General features: G+C 47.9%; 11 protein-coding genes and 2 tRNA genes. 5 read left to right on the top strand and 8 right to left on the bottom strand.

All coding sequences use genetic code 11. The annotated features are described in order from the left end of the window. Positions 1-596: 596 nt before the first annotated feature. Positions 597-1,622, bottom strand: coding sequence for an aldose epimerase family protein (locus tag ACXAD4_RS24585; protein ID WP_475244657.1), 1,026 nt, complete (start codon positions 1,620-1,622; stop codon positions 597-599). A gap of 270 nt (positions 1,623-1,892) precedes the next feature. Between ACXAD4_RS24585 and ACXAD4_RS24580 the strand changes: the two genes are divergently transcribed. Then, the gene (locus ACXAD4_RS24580) at positions 1,893-2,822 is read left to right on the top strand and encodes a universal stress protein (RefSeq protein ID WP_475244656.1); all 930 of its coding nucleotides are present in this window, start codon (positions 1,893-1,895) and stop codon (positions 2,820-2,822) included. A 115-nt stretch (positions 2,823-2,937) separates the two neighbouring features. Here the strand turns inward: ACXAD4_RS24580 and ACXAD4_RS24575 are convergent, their stop codons facing one another. Beyond that, entirely contained in the window at positions 2,938-4,194 is a 1,257-nt protein-coding gene (locus ACXAD4_RS24575; protein ID WP_475244655.1) for an adenylosuccinate synthase, read from the bottom strand. A 161-nt stretch (positions 4,195-4,355) separates the two neighbouring features. Here ACXAD4_RS24575 and ACXAD4_RS24570 point away from each other — a divergent pair, with 161 nt between their 5' ends. Together ACXAD4_RS24570 and ACXAD4_RS24565 are read left to right on the top strand one after the other, a co-directional pair. Continuing rightward, entirely contained in the window at positions 4,356-5,264 is a 909-nt protein-coding gene (locus tag ACXAD4_RS24570) for a LysR family transcriptional regulator (protein WP_475244654.1), read from the top strand. Positions 5,265-5,455: 191 nt separating this feature from the next. Then, positions 5,456-5,710 (top strand): hypothetical protein, encoded by a 255-nt coding sequence (locus tag ACXAD4_RS24565; RefSeq protein WP_475244653.1) that lies wholly within the window; start codon positions 5,456-5,458, stop codon positions 5,708-5,710. A gap of 316 nt (positions 5,711-6,026) precedes the next feature. Here ACXAD4_RS24565 and ACXAD4_RS24560 read toward each other — a convergent pair. The 4 genes from ACXAD4_RS24560 to ACXAD4_RS24545 form a co-directional block, all read right to left on the bottom strand. Continuing rightward, a tRNA-Asp gene (locus ACXAD4_RS24560) sits at positions 6,027-6,103 on the bottom strand. Between the two features lie 41 nt (positions 6,104-6,144). Next, a tRNA-Ser gene (locus tag ACXAD4_RS24555) sits at positions 6,145-6,235 on the bottom strand. A gap of 107 nt (positions 6,236-6,342) precedes the next feature. Next, positions 6,343-7,536 carry a mannose-6-phosphate isomerase, class I gene (gene manA, locus ACXAD4_RS24550; RefSeq protein WP_475244652.1) on the bottom strand — a complete coding sequence of 398 codons (1,194 nt, stop codon included), beginning with the start codon at positions 7,534-7,536 and terminating at the stop codon, positions 6,343-6,345. A 301-nt stretch (positions 7,537-7,837) separates the two neighbouring features. Next, a complete protein-coding gene (locus ACXAD4_RS24545; protein ID WP_475244651.1) occupies positions 7,838-9,739 on the bottom strand; it encodes a PTS fructose transporter subunit IIABC in 1,902 nt (633 codons plus the stop codon). A 414-nt stretch (positions 9,740-10,153) separates the two neighbouring features. Here ACXAD4_RS24545 and ACXAD4_RS24540 point away from each other — a divergent pair, with 414 nt between their 5' ends. Further along, entirely contained in the window at positions 10,154-10,999 is an 846-nt protein-coding gene (locus tag ACXAD4_RS24540) for an AraC family transcriptional regulator (RefSeq protein WP_475244650.1), read from the top strand. Between the two features lie 32 nt (positions 11,000-11,031). Here the strand turns inward: ACXAD4_RS24540 and ACXAD4_RS24535 are convergent, their stop codons facing one another. Together ACXAD4_RS24535 and ACXAD4_RS24530 are read right to left on the bottom strand one after the other, a co-directional pair. Next, on the bottom strand, positions 11,032-11,823 hold the full coding sequence (locus tag ACXAD4_RS24535; RefSeq protein WP_475244649.1) for a PTS sugar transporter subunit IIA: 792 nt from the start codon (positions 11,821-11,823) through the stop codon (positions 11,032-11,034). Positions 11,824-11,858: 35 nt separating this feature from the next. Then, the gene (locus tag ACXAD4_RS24530) at positions 11,859-12,161 is read right to left on the bottom strand and encodes a PTS fructose transporter subunit IIB (protein ID WP_107297288.1); all 303 of its coding nucleotides are present in this window, start codon (positions 12,159-12,161) and stop codon (positions 11,859-11,861) included. Positions 12,162-12,422: 261 nt separating this feature from the next. On the opposite strand from ACXAD4_RS24530, the gene ACXAD4_RS24525 reads away from it, so the two are divergent. Next, a complete protein-coding gene (locus tag ACXAD4_RS24525; RefSeq protein ID WP_044620594.1) occupies positions 12,423-13,145 on the top strand; it encodes a YebC/PmpR family DNA-binding transcriptional regulator in 723 nt (240 codons plus the stop codon). Positions 13,146-13,186 lie beyond the last annotated feature (41 nt).

The raw sequence follows: 13,186 nt of genomic DNA, 5'->3' as shown, positions 1-13,186 counted from the left end.
CTACAACTAAACCCAGCACATGCTGGGTTTTATGTTATTTGGTTATACGCTTACTAGATTCACCCTTACCCTCTGCCTTCCACGCCTTTAAAACCAACACTCCAAGGCAATCTCATAAAAAAGACAGCAACAAACCTTAACCAACCAAAATTAACTATTATGTTATTTGGTAATTCCACATTAAGGGTTCCACCATGGTAAGATGTGCAGTCATAGGGTTTTGTTTATCGGTAGCAGTACTCGGTAATTACGCTTTTGCCAACAGCACAACCAGTAACAGTCCGATAGGTTCAACACCCAATAAACAAGGTTTATACCAAGTCGCAAATGTAGAGTTTGGCTACAACCGATTTAGCTATACCAGCCCCAGTCCCGCCGGCACCTTACCCAATAAAGATGGTAAGTTTGTTTTTCAGCCAGTCAAAGTCTGTGGTGACAGTTGTAAACATGAATACCTGTCCCCCAGCCCAATAGGCTCTCTGCCTGATAAGTCCGGTCAACATAAGGTCTACCGCTAGCTTTGGCCATGCTGTTAAACACACAAAGAAAAGCCGACGGAAAATCGTCGGCTTCATTTTAACGCTATAGCCCTAAAGTTACTCCACCATCACTTGATAAATGGTGGTGTGGCTATAAGACCTATCTGGGCCGTATAACACCTGTTCGGCATCAGCCATATTCACCTGATTGGGGTAGGCTTGCGTCTCAAGGCACAGGCCAGAATGACGGCGATAATACCCTTCCCGGCCATTTGGCTCATCGAGCGAATTACCACTGTAAAACTGAAGTCCCAACTGGTCGGTACTCACCTCGAGCGCTATCCCGGTGCTATTGTCATAGAGCCAAGCAACCGGCCTCAGTCCTTCACCATTCAAACACCAGCAATGGTCAAAGCCGCCAACGGCATCAACCTGCTCGCCACCGAGTGACTTGGCCAAACCAATGCGAATAGGTTGGCGAAAATCCATGGCCGAACTGGCAACTGACTGACGTGATAGCGGAATCGACCCTCGATCAATTTGCCAGTATTCATCCGCATCGATAGTCAGAATATGATTGAGGACATCCTCTACCCCACCGTTCAAATTGAAGTAAGCATGATGGGTCAAGTTCAATGGTGAGACGGCATCGAGTTCAACCTGATACTGAATACTCAGCTCATTATTCTCAGTCAGGCGGTACGTTACGCAAATGTCCATATTTGCCGTAAACCCTGCCGTCCCCTTTACCACCTTGGTTTTAAGCGATATCCCCTGTTCGGCCTGCATGACAACCTGCCAACGCTTTAAGTGCAGTGCAACCGAAGCACCATGAAGATGGTTGGCGCCTTCGTTTTGCTCCAGCTGAACAGGATGGCCATTTTCCTTATAAGCCCCACCTTCAATACGGTTGGCCCACGGCCCGACGACACCACCGATAAATGCCTGTCCCGCAAGGTACTCCTCGGGGTGGTGATACCCCAATGTAATATTGGTTTTGCGGTGGAAACGGTCATGAACAAAAAAGTTAACGACCGACGCCCCCAAGTCGGAAATATCAACTTGCAAACCATGACGGTTTTTTAGGGTGAAAACTCGATACTCGCCCCACTGCGACTCGCTGCTATCATGTTTATTTAGCATAACAACCTCCTTGAATCGATATTGTCATGCACCTCCGAGAGCGGCTCTATTATGAAATTTCATTGCCAATTAATGTAAGTTGGCAATGTTGAATCAGGTCACAGCTGCAGCAAAAACCCTGACCTGCCCATACATTATGAGCTAGCCCGCAAAACCAGTCTCATAAATGCGCATTTCTGTTACCAAACATGAACCGGACAGGTAAACGAAAACCAACCGTTATAGACTTAAATTAAAAGCCGTACTTTTTTGCGTGTTTAAGGAGGACATATGAAACTCAATCGATTGTTGGTTACCATTGCTCCTGAGCAACCGCTCAATGATTCTTTTCACCAGGCCTTCGCCTTTGCCAATAGATGTTCTGCACAAGTTACCCTGCTCACCGTTATTGAAGAGCTTTGCGAATTAAAGGAAGTCGCCAAGCATTCCAATACTGCAGTCAACATCATTGATGAAGCTGAAAAGTACTACCACAGGCAACTCAACCACTACGTTGAAGTACTCAATGCCGAGTACCCCAATATTACGTTCAACACCCTGGTTCGTATCGGTATTCCCCATATCGAAATCATCAAGGAAGCCAAGGCATCACAGGCCAGTATGGTGATCATTGACTCAACCAGAGATGACAAAAAGTTAGCCTGTCAGCGCGGTCGCAACACCTTAAACATCATACGCAAATCTGAAGTGCCAATTTGGTCAATCAGCTCTTACTCAAAACCTATCGAGCAAGTGGTTGCGGCGATCGATCTCAGCAATATTGAATACCAAGACTTTAATTCAAAGCTTATTGGACTTGCGCTGGAATACTGTGAAATCACTGGTGCTGATTTAACACTGTGCCATGCTTGGCGACTTGACTCAGAAGGCTACCTGAGAAAATGGAGTGGCTATGACGACAACGATATTGCACAGCTGTCGCAAAAGATGAGGCATGAACGCATTGAGCGTTTGAAATCTCTGTTAGAACCCCACCAAGACAGTACGGTGAATACCAAGATAGAAATTGTCGAAGGAGAAGCAAGGGAAGTCCTTCCGCTGTATGCATCAGCAAAAGGGGTGGATGTGGTGATATTAGGCTCGCTTTCTAGAACCGGCATCGCGGGTTTCCTAATGGGAAATACTGCTGAATCGATGATCAACCAGCTCAGCTGCTCGGTATTGACCCTCAAACCGGATTCATTTGAATCACCGGTATAACGGCATAACCTAATACTTGCATAAACAACAAAAAGCAAACAGCAAAAAGCCAGTACCTAACAAATGGTACTGGCTTTTCTATATCCGATTTTGATAGATCAAAATCAGAGCGGGATTAGCGCATGATCATCTGTTCACGACCAGGGCCAACAGAAACCATTTTCACTGGTACACCCATTAGCTCTTCGATACGCAACACGTAATCTTGTGCCGCTTTTGGCAGCTCTTCAAACTTGCGGCAACCGGTAATATCTTCGCTCCAACCTTCCATCTGCTCATATACAGGCGCTAGAGAAGCAGTCTGCGGCCAGATTGGGTTCTCGCTGTGGTCGCCATCGTAAGCCACACAGATTTTAAGATCACTCAGGCCACTTAGGCAGTCCACTTTTGTTAGGGCGATTTCAGTTGCTGCTTGCAGTTCAACACCGTTCTTAGTTGCTACGGCATCAAAGTAACCCATGTCACGTGGTCGGCCAGTCGTTGCACCGAACTCACCCGCCGCTTCACGGAACGCATCTTGCTCTTCCATTGCAGTGATCAGCGTACCCGTACCTACCGATGAGCTGAATGCCTTAGCAACAGCAATCACGCGCTCTGGGCGAAGTGCTGGTAGGCCACTACCGATGCCAGCATACATAGAGACAACGTTAGATGATGTTGTCCATGGGTACTCACCGTAGGTCAGGTCACGGCCTGCCCCTAGCTGGGCTTCAAATAGCAGGTTCTGATCTTCTGCCTGCAGTGCTTTTAGCGGCAAGGTCACGTTGCAGATAGCATCACGCCAAGGTTCAGACACTTCTAGCAACCACTCGGTCATCTCTTGTGCGGTCTGGCTGAATTCGAATGTCGGGTAAAGGGCTTTCAACTGAGGCAGTTTCCAGTCCATCCAGAACTGAATACGCTCGCACAGTACTTCTGGCTGCTTCAACCAACCGACCAAGATTCCTTTTTTCATTACGCGGTCACCGTAAGCAGGTGCTATGCCCTGACGGGTTGAACCGTAGGCTGCATCACCCAAGCGAACTTCTTCTAAGGTATCTTCAAGAGCATGGAGTGGAAGACACAAGGTCGCACGGTCAGAAATGCAAAGGTTAACGTTAACCCCGGCAGCTTTGACTTCTGCTAGTTCGGTAGATAGAGGCTCAGGGCTGATAACCATACCAGGGCCTAGCACCGCAAGACAGTCAGGATTAAATACGCCGCTTGGCAGCTGGTGCAATTTAAAGGTACCCAAATCATTAACTACAGTGTGGCCAGCATTGTTTCCACCTTGGAAACGAATACTTGCAGAAGCTTTCTCAGCAAGGAAATCAACGATACGACCCTTACCTTCATCACCCCAGTTAGCACCAACAACAACGATAGACGACATAATTAACTCTCCCAATCAATGATGCGAATATGCTAAGGCGACCCAGTCAATAAGAAAAATTAATAATCGTTATAACTCCAATAAGGATCTCATATGGGATTTTGTGACAAAGGGCGTAGAATAAGGCTATTCGGCATTAGTAGTTCAACAGGCGAGTCTTTATGCTAGATCTCAATTGGCTTAATACCTTTGTTACCCTGGCTCGGCTAGAGCATTTCGGAAAAACGGCCTCAGAGCTGCATATGACCCAGCCCAATGTCAGTTTGCACATCAAGCAGTTGGAGCAAGCTACCCGGGTAAAGCTGGTCGAACGTAATCCGTTTCGCCTAACCCAAGCTGGAGAGCGGCTGTTACAGAGCGCGCAGTCAACCCTGCAAGAACTACAGGTATGTCAGTCAGACCTCAATGCCATCAATGACTTGTCGCTAGGCACACTCTCCATTGCTGCCAGTGACATTATCTCCCGGCTATTACTGATCAAGCCCTTCCAGTCATTCAAGCACGAGTTTCCCGGTATTGATCTTTCCCTGTTTAACACCACCTCGACTCAGGCAGCCGAACTGGTCAAAAGCGCCAAGGCCGATTTAGGGTTTGTAATTGCCCAGAAAGAAAGCCAGCCATTACACTTTACCGAATTGCGTCAAATACGCTGGTGTGCGTTTGGAAATGGCTTGAGTGAATGGCAACAGCAAGCTAAGGAAGGAAAAATGACGCCATCAGGCGAAGAGCCAACACTGATCTTATTAGGCCATGATACCCGAACCCGGGATCTGATTGATCTTGCCCTGCCCAGTTTGCATTTACCCAAATACCGGGTGATGGAAGTCGGCAGTGTCGATGCCCAAATAGATTGGGCCGAAGCGGGATTTGGCATTGCCATCGTGCCTGCTTTTTCACTGCACCCGAAGCTCAACCTGAAAAGTACCATCACCCCACTGCCAGATTTTCCAACCACCAGCTTGGGCTATATCGTGCGCCAGAACCAAGTGCTATCCCGCGCGATCAAACAATTGCTGCATTGGGTGAGCGAGGAGATCGCCAGCTCTCAACATGGTAACCCTGGAAAATAAACACACCACTATATTCATTGTGCCGGCATAGCTAAGTATGACCAGGTTTGGCCCGGCACGATTATTAGCCTATCGGTAAAAGTGATTTAACCAATAGACGCATTATCACTATGAATAAAACGTTACATAATCTGTCCCATTGAAACGCAGCAATTTTCCGCTGAGCGTTGAATGTACAAAGGTAGAAGATAATGAATCGTTTTATTTTTTCAGCTGCACTATTAGCCTTTTCAACTACAGCCCTTGCTGACTTAAATATTAACCGAAGCGAGCTAGGCTCTTGGACCAAGGTATCTTATGGTGCTGGCTATCCAGCGAATTCAGCTCAGCCTGACCGCAAAGTTGATACGGCAGCGAAATCTCTGAAGGTTAACCAATTAACCATCCCGCAAACACTAAAAGACGTTCGCAAGCAACAGATCGATTCTACACGTCATAGCATCTAATTCGTGTGCGCTGCGCTTTCGGGAGCGTTAAATACAAAAAAGCCCTCGTCTTTCGTCGGGGACGCCTAGTTAAGGGCTTCATTGTAGTGGCGGAGCCGACGGACTCGATGGTCCGGCAACCCGGCCCGCAGACAAAAGTGCGCAGCACTTTCGGGAGCGGTAAATACGAAAAAGCCTGACGCTTTCGCATCAGGCTAATGTCGTTGGCGGAACGGCCGGGCTGGCGCTCCAGCGGGACTCATCAGTCAGCAGGACTGACGCCTATGTTTATCGCATACATAAAAGCCCCAGCATTTCTGCTGAGGCTTCAATGTAGTGGCGGAGCGGACGGGACTCGAACCCGCGACCCCCGGCGTGACAGGCCGGTATTCTAACCAACTGAACTACCGCTCCAATTCTTTGTAAAGCTCAACCTTGGTCAAACTTTTAGAATGTGGCGGAGAGATAGGGATTTGAACCCTAGATACGCTACAAACGTATGCCGGTTTTCAAGACCGGTGCTTTCAACCACTCAGCCATCTCTCCGTAAGTGCGGCGTATAATACGAGCTCATCCGATTGATGTAAAGGGCTTTTCAAGCTCTTTACGCCCAACCGAACAACAAACCCGCACTTCGCTTAAACACCCAACAACTAGTTGTATGCGCGAGCAAACTTACCGTCAGATGTTGCTAGGTAAGCACCAGCATTAGCCGGAATGAAGACTGACTCACCTTTGGCAATCGTCAGCGTTTCGCCGTCAGCATGGGCAACAGTCAAAGGCGCATCAACAGCCAAAAGGATTTCTGCACTGTTTGTCTCTAGCGCTACATCGTTAGCCTGCTGGTAAACGCTGAATTTGAAGTCTGGTACTGGGATTGGGTAGTGCAAAGCGCCATTTTCAACTTGCGGTGCCATCAATAGCGAATCAAAAGGAATTGGCTGGCAGGTAGTACAAGATACTAGCTCCGGCACGTCCATATACTTAGGTGTCAAACCGGCACGAAGCACGTTGTCAGAGTTTGCCATAATCTCCAAGCCGGTACCCTTAATGTAAGCATGTGGGGTACACGCATACAGGAACATAGCTTCGCCTGGTTGCAATGTCAGTGTGTTTAGCATCAGCGGTGCAAACAGACCAATATCACCCGGGTATTGCCCTGCTAGATCCAGAATCAGTGCAAACAGATCTTGGTCTTTGTGAGCTTCAGCATAAGCCAGTAGCTTGGCCACAGATGTTTCTTTGATTTCACCGTCCAGTGACAGCATTGATTCAAAAAACGCCTCTAGACCCGCTTCATTCTGATTCGCTTCAAGAGAATCAACCAACGCGCTGATCTCGGCAATATCCAGCTTACGGAAATTAGCCACAATCTCAGCAAACTCACGGAATCCGTTCATTGCCTGATAAGGCGTCAGAGCATAAACCAGCTCAGGTTTGTGGTTTGGATCCTTGTAGTTTCGGTTACCCGCCGTGCGAGGTACGCCCTGCTCTTCTTCTTTGGCGAAACCCGCTTCTGCCTGGGCTTTGCTTGGGTGAACCTGGATAGACAGGGCTTTTTCAGCAGCCAGCACCTTGAAAAGATAAGGTAGCTCACCAAATGTCTCAGCCGTCTGTGCCCCAATCAATGTCGCTTTATCCGATTCAATATAATCAGATAGCAGAGTTGTCTCACCATCTACGTCAATTTGCGAACAACCGTTCTGGTGCGCCCCCATCCAGATTTCCGCTTGCGGCTTACCTTCAGGGTTTTCAAAACCAAACAACTGACCAACCGAGGTTGTGCTGCCCCATGCATAATCTTGAATCACGTTATGCATACGATAAAAACGAGGGGAAGTAGACATAGCTTTCCTTATTTCTAATGCAGATTTCATCAGTGCCCCAATCATGCATTAGGACACTGATGAAATCCGATTAACCATCTTATTCGTTTCCCTGTCATGACCATCGCCATTCCAGCAGCGCATACTACCAAAATACGCAAGCAAAGAGAGGCTTTTCATTACTTTTCATCGATTATTCATGGTTAATCAAACTAACCAATCTAGGAATAAGTCTTCTAGCCAAAAAGCTCCCTCGATTAAGGGAGCTTCAAGGACACAGTCACTCAGGTTTACTGTGTAGTGCTATTGCTAGCGGGGGAAATTAAGCAACAGCGGTTTGTTGTGCTTTACCCTGGCGCATCTTTTTCAGTGATACTGCAACCAGTGCTGTCACCACCGCACCTGCAGCCATACATGCTAGTGCCAGAACCGGTTTGTTCATCGCACCAAGCAGAGCCACAACCGGACCACCGTGAGCAACACTGTTTGTGATGCCAAATGAGAAGGCCATTACAGCAGCGACCATTGAACCCAATACGTTCGCAGGGATAACTGACATTGGGTCTTGCGCCGCAAATGGAATCGCACCTTCAGAAATACCCACCAAGCCCATTGCACCTGAGGCTTTACCAGCTTCAATTTCAGACTCTTCGAAGATATTGAACTTACGACCAATTACAGTGGCTAGCGCCATACCTAGCGGAGCGACTGGGATTGCACACGCCATCGCACCCATGAATTGTGTCTGGCCACTGGCAATCATACCTACAGAGAATAGGAAGGCTACCTTATTGAATGGGCCACCCATATCGAAGCCAGCCATACCACCCAATACAATGCCTAGCAGTACAACGTTACCCGTACTCATGCTGGTCAGTAGTGCGTTCAGGCCATCCATCAGGCTCGCAATCGGTGCACCGATAACGAAGATGAACAAGCTTGAGATGAACAAACTACCGGTAATTGGCGCAATCATAATTGGCACAAGTGGCTGAATGAACTTGTGGTAATTGCGAGTGACGATAAATTTAACGAAGTAACCGACCAACAGGCCCGCGACGATAGCACCGATGAAACCTGTACCGGCTTCCGCGCCGTAGAACGAACCGTTGTTAGCAATCCAGCCGCCAATCAGGCCTGGGGCAAGCGCAGGACGGTCTGCAATGGCGTAGGCGATGTAACCGGCCAGAATTGGGATCATCAATGTGAATGCAACAACACCGACATCCAGTACCTTATTCCACATGCTGCCATCAGGAATGGCCATGCCCGCTTCTGTTGGTTGGCCACCAATTGCCAGAGCAAGGGCGATCAACAAACCACCGGTAACAACAAACGGGATCATGTGCGATACGCCGTTCATCAGGTAGCGGTAGAGATCCGAGCGAGCCTGAGTCACTTTGCTTTCTTTCTCAGCTGGCGCGTCATCGCCAGACGCTTGATATGCAGGCGCAGCCAAAGCTTGGCCAATCAGACCTTTGGCATCTTTGATAGGTGCTTTAACACCGGTTTTAATCAAACGCTTGCCAGCAAAGCGAGTCATGTCCACTTGCTTGTCACAGCTGACAATGATCGCTTCAGCACGTTCGATATCTTCGGCTGTCGGGCTATTCTTCACCCCGATAGAACCATTGGTTTCGACCTTGATTTCGTAACCAAGCTCTTTAGCGCCTTTCTCCAGCGCTTCCGCTGCAAGGTAAGTGTGCGCAACACCAGCAGGACAACCGGTTACGCCAATAAGGAAACCATTTTCAGCCGCTGGTGCTTCTGCGCTTTCTGTTTTTTCCAGTAGCAGAGCCAAGGCATCTTTTTCAGATTTTGCTGCAAGGAAAGCGTCAATGAAGCCGTCCTCGATTAGCTTGGAAGATAGCTCGGCCAGTACTTCGATATGGTGGTTGGCACCACCGTCTGGAGAAGCAATCATGAAGAAAAGCTTAGAAGGCAGGCCGTCTTCTGCGCCGTATTCAATACCGCTGCGGCTGATACCGATTGCGACAGCAGGCTCACAAACGGCGGCACTTTTCGCATGTGGTAGTGCAACGCCATCTTCAAAACCGGTATTACCTAGCTCTTCACGGGCATGGATGTCTGCCAAAAACTGTTTTTTGTCGCTGACTCGACCCTGCGCGTGCAGGATATCGATCATTTCAACAAACACCTCTTCTTTCGTTGTTGCCTTAAGATTTAGGCAAATCAACTGCTCATTAATCAGATTGGTGATCATGAGTGTTCCCCCTTTGATTATTTATATCGGCATACTGTTTGTTGCCGTTGGGGATATTTTCGGCTTTTTAGCACACCTCTTATAGTGTACCAAAGGGGCATTTACTGGATATTTGTAACACCTGTATTGTTGTGTGATCGGACTCTCACAATGACACACTTAATAGCAATCAATAAAAACCCACAAAAATACCATTCAAATCAACTGATTAAATTCAAAGCATCAATCATAAATGCTACATATATAAAATAAAAAATGAATAACCGCTAGACTTAAGTAACACGATTTTTCATCCTAGGACTGCAATTTTTAGTGATCCGCTTCACGGTATCCAACCGAGAACAAGGACAATAGAGGCAAGCTCAAAAGATAATAGCCACAACACGTCTACCCTAGCCAAGGTCAATTTGTACCATGACCCAAGTCTTCCACCAGCTACTCGAAACCCTGCTTGCCGAGCGGGAGCACTTCAACCGAATTTGGTTTGCAGGCGATCATATCACCCCGCCACCATTTAGCTATCAGGTTAACTTCCCGCGGTTGGAAATGGTCATCAGCGGTGAGTACCTCAATGAGCTGGAGGATCCGGATCATGGCATCACCGAAGTAAAGATCATGGCCGGCGATGCGCTGTATATCCCGCCCAACAGTTGGAACAAGCCCAACTGGGATACTGACTGCTCGGTACTCAGCCTGCTATTTGGTAAACGTCAACTCGGATTCAGCCTGGTTAGTAAGTCCAAGGGGCAAACGAGCTTCTATGATGTGCAAAAGCACAGTATCCAGACCCGAACCGGCTTTGCCATCGACCACATTCTTGCGGCACTGAATGCCTTAGCGAAAGAGCCCCTGCAAAAACCGATGGATGAGCACCTGCTGCAAGCCTTGATGAGCTATTGCCAGCAGATGCTCTCAGCCCCGAGCAACACCAATAAAAAGCGCAGCGAAGATCTCTATCAGGGGATCTGTATTTACATTCAGGAGAACTTCCACCGCCCGATTACCCGCGACTCGATCGCCAAGCGCTTTAACATCACACCCAACCACCTATCACGGCTATTTCGCCAGCAGGGCCACATGCGCATGGCCGATTACATCACTTGGGTAAGGATTGAACGGGCAAAGTTCATGTTAAAAAAGTACACCTTCCGCTTAAACGAAGTGGCAACCCGTTGTGGTTTTCAGGATGTGAACTACTTCTACCGGGTGTTTAAGAATAAAACAGGGATGACGCCGTCTGACTACCGAGGAAGAGAATAGTTTACCTAACGCCTTATTACCTAAACGCCTTTTCACCTAAACGGCAAAGACAAGCTATCAAGGACAACAGCACGCAGTACCTCTGGGCGCGCATCTTCAGTGAGCAGTTGACAAAAATCAGGCTCTAGCAACCGTTTGGAAAATGACGAGAAAGCCAACAAATGTTCACGTTGTGGGGGAGCAGGTAGTACCAATCCCACAATACTGGTCACAGGACCGCGCTTAGAGCCCCAGTCTAAAGGTTGTTCTAAAGTCGCCAAGACCAAGGTTGGCACCTCGACATCTGAGATTAGGATATGTGGCAATGCAACACCATTGCCCATTGCCGTTGATGATATAGTCTCTCTCGCCTGCATTTGCTCTAAAAGACGGTTGGCTTTATCGGGTTGGTTGGGGGCGCACTGGCGGCAGATCTGTGTAAGGACATCTGCTTTTTCAACAGTACTGACTGATAACTGGGAAAGCGGCGGCAAAAAGCTCAGTTCATAGTCAAACGGTAGGGTGATACTACCCGTCCCTTCACGCTGACTAATGTGGCGATGGCCAGTACAAACAAGGTGGCAGTGCTCGGAGACAAAGTCGGTCAACACCATACAGGCCAGCTCGGCATCCGAACCTTCAATCATCAGCTGGCATAAATCGCCTGGCATCGAACCCAAGCTCATCATCCGCATTGCCTGTTCGGCATTAGCCATCCTTAGCTGGGAGACATTGTGTATCACCACCACAGAGCGGAAATACCCCGCCAAAGTTTTTAGCCGGTTGAGTTTCCAGGCAGGCAGGCCCTCTTCATCGAGAGTGAAGGTGATACGGCGTTCAATCATAAGTCGTTATGTGATTAATCAAGATAGGTGTTTAATTACAACTCTTTGCAGCGGTTGATCACCCCTACCGGATCGGTCAGCACCTCTTCAATAGTCACGCAATGGATCTTGCTACCGGTAAATCGGGCACGGTGTTCGATTTCGATATCTGAAGCAATCAGAACAACATCAGCCCGGCCGATATCCTGAAAACTCAGTTGGTTTTCGATCCCCATCGCCCCTTGAGTCTCGACCATCATCTGCACCCCCAACTGCTGGGCAGCCTTGGTCAGTTCAGAAGCAGCCATGTAAGTATGGGCAATCCCGGTAGGGCAAGCGGTGACAGCAACTATTTTCATTGATATCTCTTCTCTTTATTATTCTCTGTTTTTCACAATACCCAAGAGACTTGAGCCTTTGCTTTGTACCGTTTTCATCGCTAATAATCTAGCGACTGTGAAAAGATTGGTGCAAATTTCAAAACAGAACTTGATCTAGCCCACCAATCAACCTGCCTTTCAACCCGTCTTTCAAGCTATAACCCCTAGCCAGACCGCCTTGGTTACTGATAAAATCCGCCTCCAACAGAAATCCCAAATATCTAAAAGAGAGTGATTCCTATGGGACGCAGTTTCGAAGTCCGTAAAGCCTCTATGGCAAAAACACAGGGCGCAAAAATCAAAGTTTATTCAAAGTACGGTAAAGAAATTTACGTAAGTGCGAAAAACGGTGGTATTGATCCTGATAGCAACCTTTCCCTGAAACGCCTAATTGAAAAAGCGAAAAAAGATCAGGTTCCAAGCCATGTTATCGAGAAAGCGATCGACAAGGCGAAAGGTGGCGGCGGTGAAGATTTCGCAACTGCACGCTATGAAGGTTTCGGTCCTGGTAACACCATGGTGATCGTTGACTGTCTAACAGACAACAACAACCGTACGTTCATGGACGTTCGCCAAGCATTCGTTAAAAACGGTGCCAAAATCGGCTCTCCAGGTACCACTGCACACATGTTCGAGCACCAGGCTGTATTCCAGTTCAAAGGTGACGACGAGGAAGCAGTACTTGAGAACCTAATGATGGAAGATGCTGATGTATCTGACATCGAGTGTGAAGACGGCGTGATCACTGTATTTGCCCCACACACTGAGTTCTTCAAGGTGAAAAACGCACTGGCTGCGACTATGCCTGAAGTAACACTAGACGTTGAAGAAATTTCTTTCGTTCCTCAAACCATGACTGAAGTTGCTGGTGAAGACGTAGCGAAATTCGAGAAATTCCTTGATGCGCTAAACGATTGTGACGACGTTCAGAACGTTTACCACAACGCAGAAATCGCAGAATAATTACTTATTCTCGAAAAAACAGCCGGCAATGCCGGCTGTTT

It is taken from the genome of Photobacterium sp. AWH4_225 (assembly GCF_056158405.1).
Note: the sequence above shows the minus strand (reverse complement) of the source record. Positions and strands in the feature narration are given on the sequence as shown.